Source organism: Ruegeria sp. YTSC002 (assembly GCF_059609845.1).
On record NZ_JBXWML010000003.1, the window covers coordinates 186337 to 205447 of the forward strand.

Annotated in this window: 13 protein-coding genes; 9 read left to right on the forward strand and 4 right to left on the reverse strand. The window is 59.1% G+C overall.

The features are described from left to right. Nucleotides 1–312 precede the first annotated feature (312 nt). The 4 genes from AC2FFD_RS08520 (at nucleotide 313) to AC2FFD_RS08535 (ending at nucleotide 7719) form a co-directional block, all read left to right on the forward strand. A complete protein-coding gene (locus tag AC2FFD_RS08520) occupies nucleotides 313–636 on the forward strand; it encodes a hypothetical protein (protein ID WP_496872830.1) in 324 nt (107 codons plus the stop codon). Between the two features lie 54 nt (nucleotides 637–690). After that, nucleotides 691–1677 carry a type I glyceraldehyde-3-phosphate dehydrogenase gene (locus AC2FFD_RS08525; RefSeq protein WP_496872831.1) on the forward strand — a complete coding sequence of 329 codons (987 nt, stop codon included), beginning with the start codon at nucleotides 691–693 and terminating at the stop codon, nucleotides 1675–1677. A gap of 193 nt (nucleotides 1678–1870) precedes the next feature. Beyond that, nucleotides 1871–3634 (forward strand): autotransporter assembly complex protein TamA, encoded by a 1764-nt coding sequence (locus AC2FFD_RS08530; RefSeq protein ID WP_496872930.1) that lies wholly within the window; start codon nucleotides 1871–1873, stop codon nucleotides 3632–3634. Next, a complete protein-coding gene (locus tag AC2FFD_RS08535; protein ID WP_496872832.1) occupies nucleotides 3631–7719 on the forward strand; it encodes a translocation/assembly module TamB domain-containing protein in 4089 nt (1362 codons plus the stop codon). Before AC2FFD_RS08530 ends, AC2FFD_RS08535 begins: the two co-directional genes overlap by 4 nt. Nucleotides 7720–7988: 269 nt before the next feature. Here AC2FFD_RS08535 and fdhF read toward each other — a convergent pair whose 3' ends face one another. The 3 genes from fdhF to AC2FFD_RS08550 form a co-directional block, all read right to left on the reverse strand. Continuing rightward, entirely contained in the window at nucleotides 7989–10772 is a 2784-nt protein-coding gene (gene fdhF / locus AC2FFD_RS08540; RefSeq protein ID WP_496872833.1) for a formate dehydrogenase subunit alpha, read from the reverse strand. 13 nt (nucleotides 10773–10785) lie between these two features. After that, on the reverse strand, nucleotides 10786–12489 hold the full coding sequence (locus tag AC2FFD_RS08545; RefSeq protein WP_425079816.1) for an NAD(P)H-dependent oxidoreductase subunit E: 1704 nt from the start codon (nucleotides 12487–12489) through the stop codon (nucleotides 10786–10788). Between the two features lie 85 nt (nucleotides 12490–12574). Then, entirely contained in the window at nucleotides 12575–13456 is an 882-nt protein-coding gene (locus AC2FFD_RS08550; protein ID WP_170344938.1) for a LysR family transcriptional regulator, read from the reverse strand. A gap of 214 nt (nucleotides 13457–13670) precedes the next feature. Here AC2FFD_RS08550 and AC2FFD_RS08555 point away from each other — a divergent pair, with 214 nt between their 5' ends. After that, nucleotides 13671–14063 (forward strand): GFA family protein, encoded by a 393-nt coding sequence (locus tag AC2FFD_RS08555; protein ID WP_374041595.1) that lies wholly within the window; start codon nucleotides 13671–13673, stop codon nucleotides 14061–14063. Between the two features lie 78 nt (nucleotides 14064–14141). Here the strand turns inward: AC2FFD_RS08555 and ychF are convergent, their stop codons facing one another. Continuing rightward, on the reverse strand, nucleotides 14142–15239 hold the full coding sequence (gene ychF, locus AC2FFD_RS08560) for a redox-regulated ATPase YchF (RefSeq protein WP_170344936.1): 1098 nt from the start codon (nucleotides 15237–15239) through the stop codon (nucleotides 14142–14144). A 202-nt stretch (nucleotides 15240–15441) separates the two neighbouring features. On the opposite strand from ychF, the gene AC2FFD_RS08565 reads away from it, so the two are divergent. The 4 genes from AC2FFD_RS08565 to AC2FFD_RS08580 all read left to right on the forward strand — a co-directional run bounded on the left by AC2FFD_RS08565 (nucleotide 15442) and on the right by AC2FFD_RS08580 (nucleotide 19017). Beyond that, entirely contained in the window at nucleotides 15442–15930 is a 489-nt protein-coding gene (locus AC2FFD_RS08565) for an acyloxyacyl hydrolase (protein ID WP_257600188.1), read from the forward strand. Between the two features lie 78 nt (nucleotides 15931–16008). Then, entirely contained in the window at nucleotides 16009–16800 is a 792-nt protein-coding gene (gene trpA / locus AC2FFD_RS08570) for a tryptophan synthase subunit alpha (RefSeq protein ID WP_170344934.1), read from the forward strand. Nucleotides 16801–16947: 147 nt separating this feature from the next. Further along, entirely contained in the window at nucleotides 16948–18114 is a 1167-nt protein-coding gene (locus AC2FFD_RS08575; protein WP_480685335.1) for an alpha-hydroxy acid oxidase, read from the forward strand. A 249-nt stretch (nucleotides 18115–18363) separates the two neighbouring features. Then, complete coding sequence (locus tag AC2FFD_RS08580) at nucleotides 18364–19017, forward strand: 50S ribosomal protein L25/general stress protein Ctc (RefSeq protein ID WP_170344932.1); 654 nt, start codon at nucleotides 18364–18366, stop codon at nucleotides 19015–19017. Nucleotides 19018–19111: the final 94 nt, after the last annotated feature.

The window sequence follows — 19111 nt, forward strand, 5'->3', positions numbered from 1 at the left end:
GCTGAAATCATTTGTGGTCAAGGTTATACCCCTAACCCGGCAGGGCCAAGCCCCTGAGGCGAACCTTCAAAACACCCCGGGCAGCCCTGTCTGCGAGACTTCTGTTCGCAAGCCCGCAACGCGGGCGATCCGGGGTGGTTCAGGCATTGGCGGCACAAGGGCTGCAACCGGCATTTGCCATTGCCCACAGCTTGCCGGGAACACCTGGCCGACGGGGTGGCGCCGCATATTTCTGACCTTGGGGCTTCACAGGCGGGCTGGAATTTGCTGAAATCCAAGTAAATTCTGATTTTGAGCACTGGAGATTGTTCCATGAAACTACGCCCTGCCCTGCTGGCCGTCGCAGCACTCGCTTCATCCGCGGCCCTTTTTGCATCCCCCATCTCGGCCAAAGAAGAAACCAAATCCGTCTTCGTCATGAGCCGCACCTGGGCGGTGACACAGGTTTCCGACGCGCCGGTCGTCTATCGCGCCACGCGTGACAACAACAACCTCAACCCCTTCGGCCAGCCGCCGCGCCTGCGCACCGTTCAGGCCATCGCCGCGATTCAGCAGGCCACCGGGTGCAAACCGATCGTGGCCAGCATGTATCAGAACATTTCGGGCCAGTTTTTCTCGCAGGTCAGCTGCAACTGACACGGCGTCAGATCAGGCATTGAGGTCGCCCGACCGGCCTGCCATAGCTTGCGCATGAAACTCGCGATTAACGGATTCGGCCGCATTGGCCGCACGATCCTGCGGCAGGTTCTGGCCCTGCCGGAAGGGGCAGATATCAAGTTGGTGCTGATCAATGACATCGCGCCGCTGGAAACCTGCGCATACCTGTTCAAATACGACAGCACATTCGGCCCCTATCCCGGCGATGTGTCCGGGGGGGACGCTGCGCTGATCGTGGATGGACGCGCGATTCCCATGACCCACAGCGCCGATCTGTCCCGCGTTGATCTGTCGGGCGTTGACGTCATGCTGGATTGTACCGGTATCGCCCGCAGTTCGGACGTTGCGCGTCGCGGGTTGACCGCGGGCGCAGGCAAAGTGCTGATCTCGGGCCCCTCCCCCGCCGCTGATGTCACCATCGTTCTGGGTGCGAACGAAGACCAGCTGGGCAGCGCCCGGATTGTGTCAAACGCATCCTGCACCACCAACGGATTGGTGCCACTGGTCAAGGTCATAGACGAGATCGGCGGCGTCGCATCGGGGCACATGACCACCATCCACTGTTATACCAACAGCCAGCCAATGGTAGATGCCCCGCGCGGCGACCTGGCCCGTTCTCGGGCGGGGGCATTGTCGATGGTGCCGACCACATCGAGTGCGATGCACCTGATCGATGTCGTCCTGCCTCATCTGGCCGGGCGCATTTCGGGCGCGGCTGTCCGCGTTCCCACGGCAAGTGTGTCAGCCGTGGACCTTGTGGTCACATTGCAGCGCGGCATGAGTGCCGAAACCTTCGATCACGCCCTGAAGCAGGCCGTTGCTGCATCGCCTGTGCTTGGCTGGACTGACTTGCCGCTGGTCTCGTCCGACCTGCGGGCCCGCCCTGAATCGCTGGTCATTGCCGGGCCCGAGACCCGTATGGTGGGTGAAAATCAGGTCAGGGTCTTTGGCTGGTACGACAACGAATGGGGGTTTTCGGCGCGAATGCTGGACGTGGCCCGCCTTATGGCAGCCGAATAGCCGGGCGGTGACGTCAACACAATTTGGCCCAAAAAAACGCGTCTCATGCATAATTCCTTTCCCCATCCGCATTCAGATGCTCTAACCTGAATTCAAACGACCGTGCATGACGCGGGCAAGAGAACTGGAATTGGGACAGTTGGGGCAATTCATGCGAAGGAGCAAGCGGCAATGCCGTCTGGGGCGCTGGCTGATGGCCGCAGTCGTGACTTTGGCCCCAACCACATTGGCGGCGCTGGAAACCTCACTTTACGCCCCCGGCGCATCTAAAGAACTGGTTGAGCGCCTCGAAAAGACATCCTCGGTAACCACGGCTGAAGAACGCGGCCTCGACACCCCGCTTGAAATCCTCTCGGGAGCCTTGTCGGATTACCGAACGATTGTGCAAATCCTGTACGACGAAGGGTATTTCAGCCCGGTCGTCAGCATCAAGCTTGATGGACAGGAAGCGGCCGAGCTGAGCTCTCTCACGGTGCCTGCACAAATCAACCGTGCTGCGATTACCGTCGAAACCGGGCCACGCTTCAAATTCGGCACCGCCACAGTTCAGCCCCTGGCCCCTGAAACGGAACTGCCCGAGGACTTTGCCCCAGGGAAACTGGCGACGACCGGTGCCATTCAACAGGCCTCCTCGGCCGGTGTTCAGGGCTGGAGGGACGCGGGTCACGCAAAAGCCGGAATTGCGGGTCAGACAATCATCGCGCGCCACGCCCAGGCCCGCCTGGATGCTCAGATCGATCTTGACCCCGGGCGCAGGCTGACATTTGGCAAAATGTTCATCAAGGGCAATTCAGACGTGCGCCACAGATCCATCGAAAAGATCGCCGGCTTCCCCAGTGGCGAGGTCTATTCGCCCGAGAAAATTCAGAAGGTGGGAACACGGTTGCGCCGGACCGGCACGTTCAACGTGGTCTCGTTGCAGGAACGAGAGACGCCGAATCCGGATGGCACACTGGATTTCGATGCCACGTTCGAAGACCTGCCCAAACGTCGGTTGACCTTTGGTGTCGAACTGGCCTCTCGTGATGGTGTGGATGTGACCGCGACGTGGACCCATCGCAACATGTTCAGGCGCGCAGAACGTCTGCGCTTCGAAGCGGCGGTCCGAAATATTGGCGGTGCAGAGGATATTGATGGCCGGATCGGATTGCGTCTGGATCAACCCGACCGGCTTGGCCCTGATGACAACACCTTCTGGAGCGCCCTGCTGGAACGCCGCAACACGGAAAACTACAATGTGACGGTGGCGTCGCTGGCCTATGGTGCGCGCCGAACGTTCTCGGACAATCTTTACGCCGAGGCATCGGCCGGATTTCAGTGGTCGGATGCAGATGACGCATATGGCAGCGGGCGCAAGTTCAGGTATTTCATCGTGCCGTTCCGATCCGAATGGGATGAGCGTGACAGCAAAGTCAGCGCCACGCGCGGTTTCTATCTGGATTCCCAGATCATGCCTTTTGTCGGCTTTTCCGGCAGCGACACTGGAATTCGTCTGTTTTTCGATGGCCGCGCCTATACCAGCCTTGGCACCGGAGGAAGGATTGTACTGGCGGGGCGGGCGCAATTGGGATCCGTGATTGGCCCACCCGCAGACGGTGTCACACCTGATTTTCTGTTCTTTTCCGGTGGCGCGGGAACCGTGCGCGGGCAGCCGTATGAAAGCCTCGGCATTCCGGTCGGGACCGGCGTCGCAGGCGGCAAGTCATTTATTGGCTTGTCCGGTGAGATCCGAGGCAAGGTTACCGACAGCCTGTCGCTGGTCGGGTTTTATGACTACGGTGTCGTCGATACGTCTTCCTTTGTCGGCAGCGGCGCGGAAGACCACTCGGGCGCCGGTATCGGCGTAAGATATGATCTGGGCGGGTTTGGCCCCCTGCGTCTTGATCTGGCCTATCCTGTCAGCGGCCCCACCGGGGACGGGCTACAGTTCTACATTGGGATCGGACAGGCATTTTGAGACGGTACCTTTCATACCCTCTGCTGATCGGCGCGCTGGCGGTCGTGCCTGTGGCCGGACATCCGCAGGAGGACCAAGGCGGTAGCATGATCGAGCGGTTCCTACAGGATACACTGTCGGGCGACGATCAGAACGTCACCGTCAAAGGCCTGCAAGGTGCGCTGAGTTCACGTGCCACGATTGCCGAGATCACGGTTGCCGATGACGAAGGGGTCTGGCTGACCATAAAGGATGCCGAACTTGACTGGAACCGGCTGGCTTTGATCCGTGGGCGGTTCTCGGTCAATGCCTTGACTGCACAAGAGATCGACGTCGCCCGCGCGCCGGGCACCACCACCAAAGATACGCCGCCGCCAACCGCAGAGGCAAAAGGTTTCCAACTGCCTGAACTGCCCGTTGCCATCGAAATCGGTGAAATTCGTGTCGACGAGCTGGCTTTGGGCGAGCCTCTGATCGGAGTGGCCGCAGAACTGGCGGTCAATGGCAACCTGTCACTTGCCGACGGGACGCTGGACACCGATCTGGATATCACCCGGCTGGACCGGGCGGGCGATGAAATCAAGCTGGCAGCGGGCTTCCAGAATTCAACCAGCCAGATCGATCTTGACCTTCAGGTGACAGAGGCAGCGGGCGGCCTGATCTCGGCCGCTCTGAAAATTCCGGACAGTCCACCGATTGGGTTGACCGCGAAAGGGTCCGGACCGGTGACCGACTTCACCGCAGATATCGGCCTCAGCAGCGATGGTCAGCCTCGGGTGACAGGGCAGGTTCGGTTACGCTCGGCCCCGACTGCCGCGGCCAGCGCAGAAGATGGCATTGCGTTTACTGCCGATCTCGGTGGTGATTTGACACCTTTTGTCGCCGAAGAAATGGATACGTTTTTCGGTGCCAAAACACAGCTCTATGTGGATGGGCGAACCCAACCTGAGGGTGCGCTGGAAATTGACGAGCTTGAGATCTCGTCACAAGCACTGAACCTGAAAGGCCAGCTACAATTGGCGGCGGGTGGGCGATTGCAACTCGCGGCCCTGCAAGGACGCATAACGCCACCAGAGGGTGAAAGGGTAACTCTTCCAGCCTCGGGCGGTGACACGTCCGTTGGAGCAGCACAGATTTCGGCGCTGTACGACGAAAAAAATGGCAATCATTGGGACTTGAGTCTGACAGCAGATGCCGTGCAGGCCGAGCAGGTTGAATTGGAGCGCGCGCAAATTACTGCTCACGGGACCCTGGAACAGGGCGCAGCGCTAAAAATCAATGGCAACCTGCAGGCCGCGTTGGACGGTATTAGTCTGGCGGACGAGGCCCTGAATGCAGCAATAGGCGACCTCGTCACTCTGGATGGCACTTTCGAATATGGCAGTGACCAATCCCTGAACCTGACAGGTCTCGAACTGGTCGGTTCGGATTACGAATTGGGCGTCGACGCATTGGTCAGCGGCCTGTCCTCCGGTTTGGCCGTCGACGGCACCGCCACTTTGAAAGCCACGGATCTGTCCCGGTTTTCGGAACTGGCGCAACTGGAGTTGGGAGGCGAGGTCTCGGCCAAGGTGACCGGTCGGGGCTCGCCACTGGAAGGCAGTTTCGACGGCAAGCTGGAGGTCGAAGGAACCGACCTCTCGACCGGGCGTGATGACATCGATCCGGTGATCAAGGGCAATACAACGATAACGCTCGACGCCAGGCGCGGCGCAGATGGCGTAACCATCCGAGATTTCACCCTGATCGGAGATACCATGCGCGCCCAGGCCGACGGCACGGTAACGACCCCTGATGGCAACGTGACGATCGATGGTCAGGCGACGGTCAATTCCCGGGACCTGTCCGTGTTTTCCGGCCTTGCCCAACGCGAACTCGGAGGTGCAGTGCAAGCAAAACTGAACGGAAAAGGAACCGTTCAGACGCTGGAGTTTGACGGCACGGCCAGCGTATCGGGCCGGGGCATCAAAACCGGCCTGACCGAGATTGATCCGCTGTTGGCCGATCGCAACGAGATCACATTCGACGGTGCGCTGAACCAGGAACGGATTGTGATCCGCGACGCGACGGTGGACGGTTCTGCCCTGACCGCCAAGGTCTCTGCCACCATAGACGATCCAAAGAATGCTTTGGCTATTGACGGGCAGGCCAATCTGAACATCCCGGACCTGTCACCGTTTTCAAACCTTGCCAAACGCGATCTGGCTGGGGCGATCCGTGCCGATGTTGCCGGCCAGGGCGCGGTCGGCAGCAAGGCGTTCGACGTAAAAGGCAATTTGGCTGCGGACGATATCAAAACCGGGATCGACGCCGTTGACGACCTGATCCAGGGGCGAACGAACCTGACCGTGGACGCGGTGAACAACGACGAAGGCCTGAACATCCGCACGTTCCAACTGATTGGAACCGCCCTGTCGGCAAATGCATCAGGCAAGTTGGACCGAAACGCTGGCGGCTTGGACTTTTCCGCCAAACTGGATGACCTTGCTCGTCTGTCGCAAACCTTGTCCGGCCCGCTTAACCTGAGCGGGAACGTCGCTCCGACCAGTTCTGGGCTGGAAGGCACTGCCCGCCTGGACGGACCTGACAGCTCATACGCCAGCCTTCAGGGAACGGTTGAGCGGGATGGGTCTGCCGACGTCGACTTTGACGCCAAACTGAACCAGATCGAGCGGTTTGTTCCAGAGTTTCCCGGCACCGTTGCAGCAACAGGGACGGCCCAGCGCGACAATGGAGTCTGGACGATCGACGCCAAGGCGCAAGGGCCCGCCGACATAGACACCACCTTGGCCGGCACCTTTGATGAAACCCGCAGTCAGGCGGATCTGACGGCTCAGGGCGGCATAAACCTTGGAATCGCGAATGTCTTCATCACACCAAACAAGATCGACGGGTCGGCGCGCTTCGATCTGGCACTCAAAGGTGCTCCGGCGCTGGCGTCGCTGAGCGGATCGATCACCACTTCGGGCACATCTCTTGCCGTTCCGGGTGCTGGCCAGACCATTACCGGGATCAGTGGTCAGGTGGATCTGGCGCAAAGCCGCGCAACCATCACACTGAATGGCGGAGTTCGGGCGGGCGGCAACTTTACCGTCGACGGACCTGTTGACCTGACCCCTCCGTTCAACGCCCAGATTACCACCACTCTGAACGACCTCGTGCTGACGGATCGGTTGCTCTATGAAACCACCCTGAACGGTCAGATTGCCATGACCGGGGCGTTGGCCAGAGACAGTTCTTTGGCCGGTCAGATCACGTTTGACGAAACCAACATCAACCTTGCAGCCGCGTCCGGCGCCGTGGGCGCGGCACCTATCCCGGACATCCAGCACATCAACGAAAGCCGTGCCGGTTTCATCACGCGAGAGCGTGCCGGATTGGTCGTGACCGAAGGATCCGAGAAAAGCGCGTCACGTATTGCGCTGGATATCAGCCTGCTTGCACCCAAGGCGGTTTTCGTCAGAGGGCGAGGCGTGAATGCAGAACTGGGCGGTCGGATTCTCATCGGCGGCACCACAGCATCTGTTGTTCCGTCCGGTCAGATCGAACTAATCCGGGGGAATTTCGACATTCTGGGCCGCAGATTGGCGCTGACCAAGGGGATCGTCACGTTGCAGGGCGACCTGACCCCGTACATCGAGTTCGAATCCTCGGCCAGCACGTCTGACGGCACGGCAACAATCGAAATTGCGGGTCCGCTGGATTCACCAGAAGTCGATGTGTTTTCCGACCCCGAACGCCCGGCTGAAGAAGCGCTGGCGATGTTGCTGTTCGGGAACCGGTTTTCAGAAATCTCGCCGTTCCTGATCGCGCAGATGGCGGCATCGCTGGCGCAGCTCAGCGGTGCGGGAGGTGATGCAACCAAAGGCCTGCGGGACTCCACCGGAGTGGATACGGTTGACATAGGTGCTACGGAAAGCGGCGCGGGCCGTTTGGGCGCAGGCGCGTATCTGGGTGAAAACCTTTATACAGACTTCACCGTGAACACCGAAGGTGACACCGAAGTGAACCTGAACCTTGATGTCACGGACAATTTCACGGTGCGCGGTACGGTGGATGGCCGAGGAGAAACCGGCGTGGGTGTGTTCTTCGAGCGTGACTATTGACCAACCGTCAAAAAAGCCGAGGTGAGCCATCCGTTTGTTTCGCACGATCCGGTGACGGGTGTTCAAATTGCCAAATGGACGCCTGGTTCCGATTTCGTTGGTGGTCGCGATGCCATCGCCAGTGCTGAAACTTGCGTGGTGCTGCGGCCAATTGAAAACCCAACGAATTGCCGGGGCAAGTCAGATGGGGCAATCGATTGAACGACGGCGCGGCAAAGAAAAAAGCGGCCCCCTGCCAGAGGCCGCCTTTGCTCAGTCTGGCCGCGATCTTATTCCGCTGCCATCGCATCCTCGATCTTTTCGACACGAATGGCCGAGAATTTGAACTCGGGGATCTTGCCATAAGGGTCGATGGCCGAGTTCGTCAGGATGTTCGCCGCCGCCTCGACATAGGCGAAGGGAATGAACACCATGTCCTCGGCAATGGCCCGGTCAGCGCGCACCATGATTTCAATCGAACCGCGACGCGTGGTCAGGCGGATCATTTCGCCCGGATCAATTCCCATCAGCTTCAGAGTGCGCGGGTTCATCGAGCAGTTGGCCTCGGGCTCGACCGCGTCAAGAACCGTTGCCCGGCGGGTCATTGAACCGGTATGCCAATGTTCCAGCTGACGGCCGGTGGTGGCAATCATCGGGTATTCGTCATCGGGCGCCTCATCGGGCGGGATGACGCTGGCCGGTGTGAACCTTGCTTTGCCGCCCGCGCGGGGGAAACCATCACCGAACACGATTGACTGGCCGGGATCGGTTTCGCTGAGCGAAGGATAGGTGATCGTCTCGGTTTCCAGCCGTTCCCAGGTGATATTGTCCAGCGACTCCATGGTCAGTTTCATCTCGGCAAAGACCTCAGACACATCGGAATAATCCCAGTTCAGACCGATCCGTTGTGCCAGTTCGACTGTGATCTTCCAATCCTCGCGTGCCTCACCCGGAGGTGCCACGGCCGGACGGACACGCTGAACCTGACGGTTGGTGTTCGACACCGTGCCGTTCTTTTCATACAGCGCCGAGGCCGGCAGGATGATGTCCGCATAGTTCGCGGTTTCGGTCAGGAAGATGTCCTGCACGATCATCAGGTCCAGCTTGGCCAGCGCCTCACGTGCGTGGCCGACATCCGGATCGGACATGGCCGGGTTTTCACCCTGAATGTACATGCCCTTGATGTTGCCCGCATAGGCTTGGTCGATGATCTCGGTGACGGTCAGGCCCTTCTCGTTCGAGAAGTCGTCCGAGTTCCAGACACTGGTGAACTGCGCGCGAATGCTGTCATCGGTAACAGTCTTGTAGTCCGGCAGGAACATCGGGATCAGACCTGCGTCCGACGCGCCCTGCACGTTGTTCTGCCCCCGCAGCGGGTGCAGACCCGCGCCCGGCTTGCCCACATTGCCCGTCATCAGGGCAAGGCTGATCAGGCAGCGCGAATTGTCGGTGCCGTGGATATGCTGGCTGACGCCCATGCCCCAGAAGATCAGACCGGCCTTGGCCTGCGCAAAGGTGCGCGCAACGCGGCGCAGCTGATCCGGTTCGATGCCGCAGATCGGTGCCATCGCCTCGGGCGTGAACTGGCGCAGGTGCTCTTTCTCGGCCTCCCAGTTCTCGGTCCAGCGGTGGATGTACTGGCTGTCATATAGCTCTTCCTCGACGATCACGTTCATGATTGCGTTCAGCATCGAGACATCGGCACCGGGCCGGAATTGCAGCATTTCGTCGGCAAACTTGCGCATACCAACGCCGCGCGGGTCCATCACGATCAACTTGCCGCCGCGCTTAGCGAACTGTTTGAAATAGGTCGCCGCGACGGGATGGTTTTCAATCGGGTTGGCGCCGATGATGATAACCACGTCCGAATTTTCGACCTCATTGAACGTCGCGGTCACAGCACCCGAGCCGACATTCTCGATCAGAGCGGCAACAGACGACGCGTGGCACAGACGGGTGCAGTGGTCGACATTGTTGTGCTTGAAACCCTGACGGATGAACTTCTGGAACAGATAGGCCTCTTCGTTGGTGCATTTGGCCGAACCAAAGCCCGCAACGCTGCGCGGGTCTTCGTCGCGCAAGGCCATCAGCCTGGTTGCGGCCAGATCCATCGCCTCTTCCCATGATGCTTCGCGGAAATGGGTCGACAGGTTGCCGGGATCGACGTTCAGCCCCTTCTCGGGCGCGTCCTCGCGCCGGATCAACGGCTTGGTCAGACGATGCGGGTGGTGGATATAGTCGAACCCGAACCGGCCCTTGACGCACAGACGGCCTTCGTTTGCCGGGCCGTTGATACCCTCGACATACTTGACCTTGCCGTCCTTGACCTTCAGCGAAACCTTGCAGCCCACCCCGCAGAACGGGCAGACGCTTTCGGTCTCAGAGTCGTAATCTTTGCTGTCGCCCTGCTGTTGGTCGTCCAGCACGGTTGCAGGCATCAGGGCGCCGGTCGGGCAGGCCTGAACACATTCACCACAAGCGACACAGGTTGAATCGCCCATCGGGTCGTTCTGGTCGAACACCACCTGAGCGGTATGCCCGCGACCAGCCATGCCGATCACGTCATTCACCTGCACGTCGCGACAGGCGCGGACACAGAGGTTGCAGTTGATGCAGGCATCCAGATTGACCCGCATTGCCACATGGCTGTCATCCAGCAGCGGAATCTTCTCGGGCTCTTTCGCCGGGAAACGGCTGTCGCTGACATCGTTCAGCTTGGCCATGTCCCAGAAGTGGCTCGATTTGTCATGCGCCACCTCGGGCTGGTCGGCCACCAACAGTTCCATGACCATGGCGCGCGATTTCTCGGCGCGGTCACTGTCGGTCTTGACCACCATCCCGTCAGCAGCCGGGCGGATGCACGAGGCGACCAGCGTGCGCTCGCCTTCCACCTCGACCATACAGGCGCGGCAGTTGCCATCGGGTTTGTAACCCGGCGCCGGTTTGTGACACAGATGCGGTATCACCAGCCCACGGCCATTGGCCGCTTCCCAGATGGTGGTGCCTTCGGGCACGGTGACGTCATCGCCGTTCAGGTTGAAGGTGACGGTTTTGTTTGGGCTTGCATCAAGCATGGCTCTGTCTCCCTCAGATCTCATTGGCGAAATGTTTCATGACCAGGCGGATCGGGTTCGGGGCCGCCTGCCCCAGGCCGCAGATCGAGGCATCGCCCATCACCTGGCACAGATCTTCCAGCAGATCAGTGTCCCACGTGTCGGCCTGCATCAGCTTCACCGCCTTTTCGCAGCCCGCCCGGCAGGGGGTACATTGGCCACAGCTTTCGTCCTCGAAGAACCGCAGCATGTTCAGCGCCGCATCGCGGGCGGTGTCCTGATCGGACAGAACCACAACCGCAGCAGACCCGATAAACGTGCCCAGCGGCTGTAGAGTGTCAAAATCGAGCGGGACGTCGTCGATGCTGGAGGGGAGAAGACCTGACGACGGCCCGCCCGGTTGATACGCCTTGAACACATGACCTTCGGCCATGCCTCCGGCTGCATCAATCACGTCAAGAATGGTCGACCCTGCCGGCAGCAGGTAGACGCCGGGTTTCGCCACCCGGCCCGAGACCGAATAACTGCGAAGCCCCTTGCGACCATTCTTTTCAACAGAATTGAGGATTTCCGGGCCTTCCCGGCAAATCTTGGATACCCAGTAGAGCGTCTCGACATTGTGCACCAGCGTCGGCCGGCCGAATACGCCGACCTGTGCCACGAAAGGCGGGCGGTGACGCGGCAGGCCCTTCTTGCCCTCGATCGACTCGATCATCGCGGATTCTTCACCGCAGATATAGGCGCCTGCACCACGGCGCAGGTCGATATAGCCAGGCTCAACAATTCCGGCATCTTCCAGCGCGGCGATCTCGCGGCGCAGAATTTCCAGAACCGCAGGGTATTCGTCACGCATGTAGATAAAGCAGGTCTCAGCCTCGACCGCCCAGGCGGCGATCAACATGCCTTCAAGGAAGACATGCGGGGTGCGTTCCAGGTAATAGCGGTCCTTGAACGTGCCGGGTTCGCCCTCGTCCCCGTTCACGGCCAGGTAACGCGGGCCGTCATTCATGCGGACAAAGCCCCATTTCTTGCCCGACGGGAAACCTGCGCCACCCAAACCGCGCAGGCCCGAGGCCAGAACCTGTTCCTGAACCTCTTCCCAATCGCCGCCCTCGCGCAATTCATTCAGCTTGGCGTAACCGCCATTCTCGACATAGGCCGAGAAGGTCTCGTAATCAGGCAAATGGGCATGGGTGTCATCCGCAGCAATCGCGGCCTGCACCTTTTCGAGGGTCGCGTGGTCGATATGGTTGTGACCGATTTCCAGCACCGGCGCGGTGTCGCAGCGCCCCATGCAGGGCGCGCGCAGAACGCGCACTTCGGACGGGTCCAGCCCATCCTCCAGCGCTTTTTTCAGCTGTTGCGCGCCGGCCATTTCGCAGGACAGGGAATCACAGACTCGAATGGTCAGCGCGGGCGGCGGTGTTTCACCTTCTTTCACCACGTCGAAATGGGCATAGAAAGTCGCGGTCTCGTAGATCTCGGCCTGCCCGATCCGCATCTCGACGGCCAGCGCGGCGATATGGTCGGCGCTGATATGACCGTGCGTGTCCTGAATCAGGTGCAAATACTCGATCAGCAGGTCGCGGCGGCGTGGGCGGTCGCCCAGCAAGCGTGCAATTTCAGCCTGCGCCTCATCCGTGAACTGACGACCTTTGGGCGTATGCCGCCCCTTGCCTTTACCTGACTTCCAGACGCCCTTGGGTGCGCCTGATGGCTTGGTGTCTAATGGTGCCATGATGCCCTCCGATTCAGGCCCCGTGTCTCATCAGGCTAGCATATCGTCAAATCGCTTTTTGCAATCACACGATAACGACATCTTATCACCGTAAAGACGTCACCACAGCGCGCAGCGCCTGCACCGTTGGCAGTTCTGGATCGCGGCTTCGTGTCGCCAGACAAATCGGTTTGCTGACAATGGGCTCGATCAGCGGCAGCACCTTTGTCCCTTTCAACTCGCCCAATGCCCGCACAAGGACACGGGGCACAACCGTGGCGGCCAGCCCCTCGCGTGCCATCACCATCGAAGCGGTAAATCCGCTGGTTTCGGCAACCACGTCCGGGTACAAACCCTGATCTTCGAATACATGATCCAGAATACGCCGGTTCTGCATCTGGGGCTCGAGCAGACTTAGCGGGAATTCGGCCACGCGCGCCCAAGGTATCGGACCGGTTTCGTCCGTCATGTGCGACGGGACCAGCAAGACATAGGTTTCCTCGTACAAAGGTTGCACCTGTCGCAGGTCGGTCCCGATGCTGTCGCCATATGTTATCCCGGCATCCAGGCTACCTTCATCCAGCCGGTGTTGAATGGCGGTGGCAGACATGGTTTCGATGCGCGTAACGATGCGCGGATGCGCTTGCCGAAAGCGTTTGGTGAGGCGCCCGGTAAAGGCGATGGCCGTCGGAATCACGCCAAGGATCAGCGTACCGGTGATCTCGCCCCTGGTGGCCAGCACCTGCTGCTCGAGTGCCTTGGTGTCGTCGAGGATGCGCCGCGCCCGCTGGACGATCATCTCGCCCTCTTCTGTCAGGCCCTGAAACCGGTTGGCGCGGCGGACGATGGACACGCCCAGCCGATCCTCGAGGTTGCGTATGCGCATGGAAAAGGCGGGCTGCGAAATCCCGCATTCCTCTGCCGCCTTGGCAAAATGCCGATGCCGTGCCAAGGCACTGAGCAATTGCAGGTCGCGAATTTCGATCATCTCAGGGCGTTCCTGTTGGCAGGTCGTTCGTCAGAGTATCGGATATTCGACGGAGGAGAAAAGAGCACAAATTTTGCACCGGCTGCGACTTGTGATTCCCGAACTCAAATCATTTGCCATGCAGGAACAGTTAAACGCATGATGGCCTCAACCAAGCGAAACAAAGCTGACAAAATCCGGAAATTGTCTTAGCTTCCAGAGGCGGAGGTTCAGGATGACGGAACGAATAACAGGTGGGTGCAAATGTGGTCTGGTTCGCTATGCAGGCACCCGACTGAATGTGCCAATGTTTCGTTGTCACTGTCGCGACTGCCAGCAACTCACAGGTTCGGGGCATTCAGAGATGATGCCACTGGTCCTTGGCTCTTTTGAAGTAAGCAATGCTTGCAAAACGTACGAAATGCTGGGCGGGTCGGGCAAACCAACGTTCAGCGGCTTCTGCCCGAACTGTGGAGCGCAGCTTACAAGGCGCAGCAGTCTTATGAATGATCGTATCTATGTTCACGCATCGTCGTTGGATGATCCGCGAAAATACAATCCAGAAAAATCAATCTATCAGGAGTCTGCGCAATCCTGGGATGCAACCTCAGTCGTCGGACAGACGTAAAAGCACAGGACAGTTCAATTCCTGATTTGAGTTGGCGGGCCTCGATACACCAATGCGATTGCGGGTTGTGACGCAATCTCAGGTATTGAACAGGAAATGCATCACATCGCCATCCTTGACGATGTAGCTTTTTCCTTCGGCCCGCATTTTTCCTGCCTCTTTCGCCCCTTGCTCGCCGTTGCAGGCGATGAAGTCGTCATAGGCGATGGTCTCGGCGCGGATGAAACCCTTTTCGAAATCACCATGAATGACACCAGCCGCCTGCGGTGCGGCAGTGCCGGTGCGGATGGTCCAGGCGCGGGCTTCTTTCGGACCGACCGTGAAATAGGTTTCCAGCTTGAGCAGGTCGTAACCGGCACGGATCAGACGGTCGAGGCCAGGCTCTTCCAGACCCATTTCCTCAAGGAACATCTGCGCCTCGTCCGCTTCAAGCAGGCTGATCTCTTCTTCGATCTTGGCGCTGATGATGACATGAGAGTTGCCTTGGGCGGCAGCCATCTCGGCGACCTTCGCCGAATATTCGTTGCCTTCAGCGGCTTCTTCCTCGGACACGTTGCAGACATAAAGAACCGGCTTGGTGGTCAGCAGCTGCAACATCTTCCAGGCCTTGGTGTCCTCGTCCGAAACCTCGACCAGACGCGCAGGTTTGCCGCTCTCCAGCATCTTTTGCGCTTCGGCAAGCAGGCGGTCCTGCTGTTGTGCCTCTTTGTCGTTGCCTTTCAGCTTGCGCACCAGGTTGGCACGGCGCTTTTCGATGCTTTCCAGATCGGCCAGCATCAGCTCGGTCTCGATGGTCTCGGCGTCGGCCACTGGATCGATGCGGCCTTCTACATGGGTCACGTCGCCATCTTCGAAACAGCGCAACACATGGGCGATGGCATCGACCTCGCGAATATTTGCCAGAAACTGGTTCCCCAGCCCCTCGCCTTTCGAGGCCCCTTTCACCAGACCGGCGATATCCACGAATGTCATGCGCGTCGGGATGATCTGTTTTGACGATGCGATTGCGGCCAACTTGTCGAGCCGCTCATCCGGTACGGCCACATCGCCGACGTTGGGCTCGATCGTGCAGAACGGGAAGTTCGCGGCTTGCGCGGCAGCGGTTTTGGTCAACGCATTGAACAGGGTCGACTTGCCCACGTTCGGCAGACCCACGATTCCCATCTTAAAGCCCATAACGGCCTCCTGCATAGAATACGAACGCAGCTTCTATGCAGGTCCGCATCAATGCGCAAGTGATTGCCGGACTACTTTGTTCGAGTCCCTTCGGCCACATCACGAAATTGTTCTCAAATCGTGTTCTTGTCGGTGCTCAAAAACGAAGGGTAGGATAAACAATTAACATAGCGCGACCAAATAAAATGGCAGAAAGACAATAATGGAAAAGCTCCTTCTTGGGGCCGTATTGACGGTCTCCACATTTGCTGCGGCCCAGGCTCAAACGGTTGTTTTTGGTGCTGGATATGCTGATTATTCCGAAGACACATCCGAGGATCAGGGCCTGATTTCACTTGAATATCAGCACAGCCCGTTTCACCAGGCAGCCCGGTTCAGCGCGGGTTGGGGGGCCGCATTGTCGGTTGATGAAAGCGGGAATACACATGTCGGCGCAGGCCTGATCGGCCTGTATTCGCTGAACGAGCGGTGGTTTGTCGAAGGCAGCGTCATGCCAGGCTATTATCACGCCAGCGATGACAAGAACGACCTGGGCGGAGACTTTCAGATCCGCAGCCTTCTGGGCCTTGGATACAGCCTGAACAACGGCAACAGAATGTCGGTTGCGATCACGCATAAATCCAACGCCAGCACCAATGATGAGAACCCTGGTGTAAACGCGGTTCTGCTGCGGTATCATCTGGGCTTCTGACCTATTCCTGCGTTGGCGGGATTGATTTTCGGTCAAAGTTTCTGCACACGGGTCCAAACCCGAGTGCAAGGACATCCGATGACCCGTATCGACGCTAAGTTTGCCGCCCTGAAAGCCGAAGGAAAGAAGGCTTTTGTTGCCTATGTGATGGCAGGGGACCCAGACTATGACACCTCGCTCGACGTGGTCAAAGGCCTGCCCGGTGCCGGTGTGGACATTATCGAACTGGGTTTGCCCTTCACTGATCCGATGGCGGATGGCCCCACCATTCAGGCGGCGGGCCAACGCGCGCTGGATGGCGGGATGACGTTGCAGCGCACATTGGATCTGGCCCGCGCGTTCAGGGAAACAGACGACACAACGCCAATTGTCCTGATGGGGTACTACAACCCGATTTACAGCCGGGGTGTTGAGGCCTTTCTGGCCGATGCCAAAGATGCCGGTATTGACGGGCTGATCATCGTCGATCTGCCGCCCGAGGAAGACGAAGAGCTTTGCCTGCCTGCTCAGGCGGCCGGGCTGAACTTCATTCGTCTTGCAACACCTACCACGGATGACCAGCGCCTGCCGCGCGTTCTGCAAAACACCTCGGGCTTCGTGTACTACGTCTCGATCACCGGCATCACCGGTGCGGCCGAGGCGCAGGCAACGGATGTGGCCCCCGAGGTTGCCCGCATCAAGGCCGCGACCGAACTGCCGGTGATCGTGGGCTTTGGCATCAACACGCCCGAGAAATCCCGCAATATCGCGTCTGTGGCAGATGGTGCCGTAGTCGGATCGGCAATCGTCAGCCAGATCGGTGCAGGCAAACCGGTCGACGAAGTGCTGGGTTTTGTAAAGTCCCTGTCGGATGGCGCCCACAGCGCCTGATCCGGCGGTTAAAACAACACGCTCGAAAGCCTGCCGCAGAGTGCTCTGCGGCAGGCTTTTTTGACCGCCCGACACAAGGCCAGATCATTGCAGCCTTTGACATGCATTGGTAAGGAAAACGAACCAGTAAGTTCGGAGGTCTGAGTCATGCCTGTGATAACCAATGTTGAAGACCTCAGGCGCATTTACGAGCGTCGCGTGCCGCGGATGTTCTATGATTACGCTGAAAGCGGCAGTTGGACGGAACAGACATTCCGCGAAAACAGTTCCGACTTTGAAAAGATTCGCCTGCGCCAGCGGGTTGCCGTTGACATGTCCGGACGTTCGACTGCCTCGGAAATGATTGGGCAGCAGGTCTCGATGCCGGTTGCGCTGGCTCCGGTTGGTTTGACGGGGATGCAGCATGCGGACGGAGAGATGAAGGCTGCAAAAGCTGCCGAAGAGTTTGGAGTACCCTTCACCCTTTCAACCATGTCGATCAACTCGATCGAAGACGTGGCCGAGCACACCGAAAAACCATTCTGGTTCCAGCTCTATACGATGAAAGACGCTGACTATGTCAGCCGTCTGATACAGCGGGCCAAGGACGCCGGGTGTTCGGCGCTGGTGATCACTCTGGATCTGCAGATTCTGGGCCAACGGCACAAAGACCTGAAGAACGGCCTGTCCGCACCACCCAAGCTGACCGCAAAGACCATCGCGAACCTGATGACCAAATGGGCCTGGGGCATTGAAATGCTGGGGGCCAAGCGGCGCGAGTTCGGCAACATCGTGGGACATGTGCAAGGTATCTCGGACGCGTCTTCACTGGGGGCCTGGACCGCTGAACAGTTCGACCCCACCCTCGACTGGAGCAAAGTCGAAAAACTGATGGAACAGTGGGGCGGAAAGGTGATCCTGAAGGGGATACTCGACGCGGAAGATGCCAAAATGGCGGCCAAGCTTGGGGCCGATGCCATTGTCGTGTCGAACCATGGCGGACGTCAGCTGGACGGCGCGCTCAGCTCGATCCGGGTATTGCCCGAGATCATGGACGCTGTTGGCGATGATGTCGAAGTGCATCTGGACAGTGGTATCCGCTCGGGCCAGGACGTGCTCAAAGCGTTGGCGCTGGGGGCCAGGGGGACGTATATCGGCCGCGCATTTGTTTATGGGCTGGGCGCCATGGGCCAGAAAGGCGTCACCACCGCGCTGGAAGTGATCCAGAAGGAACTCGACACAACAATGGCGCTGTGCGGTGAAAAAACCGTCGGCGCGCTGGGGGCGCACAATCTTCTGGTACCTGAAGATTTCGGTGGTCGTTGGCAAGGTTGATTCCGCGGGAGTTTTGGGGCTCTGCCCCCGCCGCCCGTTCCGGGCGCCTCCCCCGGGATATTTCTGGCCAGATGAAGCAGCGGACCCTTCACTGATCTGGCGAAGAACACTTCGGAACGCGCGGCTGAGCCCCACAATACGGCAAGCTGTGAATTACCCCTTTCCAAACCGGATGAATCGAGATAAGGACGCGGCTTCACGCGGGTATACAGCCTTGGAGGATACCCGCCCTAACATTGGAGAATTATCATGGCTGGAGAGATTCCTGATCTCGTAGCTCTGGAACGGACGGGGACAGGCAAGGGCGCCGCTCGCAAAACACGCCGCGAAGGCATGGTTCCGGGCGTTGTGTTTGGCGGCGACAAAGATCCGCTGCCGATTCAGATTCCGTTCAACGAACTGTTCAAGCGCCTGAAGGCCGGTCGCTTCAAGTCGACCCTGTGGAACCTGAAGGTCGAAGGCCATGAAGACGTTCGCGTCATCTGCCGCGACGTTCAGCGCGATGTCGTCAAAGACCTGCCGACCCACCTGGACCTGATGCGCCTGCGCCGGACCACCAAGATCGCACTGTATATTCCGGTTGAATTCATCAACGAAGATGAAGCCCCCGGCATCAAGAAGGGCGGCGTGCTGACCGTTGTCCGCCCGGAAGTCGAGCTGTTGTGCACCGCAGGTGACATTCCTGAGAAGATCACCGTTGATGTGGCCGGAATGAACATCAACGACGTCGTCACCATTTCGTCGGTTGACCTGCCCGAAGGCACCAAGCCGACCATCGACCGCGACTTCGTAATCGCAAACGTCTCGGCACCGACCGGTCTGTCCACGAGCGACGACGAAGAAGGTGAAGAAGCGGAAGTTGCAGCCGATGAAGTCGAAGTCGTCGGCAAAGAAGAAGAATAAACCCGGATCAAACGTCTGGATTTTGAAACGGGGTTCTGACGAGCCCCGTTTTTTTATGGTCAACACACGCAGCGCTGGCTGGATTTCCATGGCA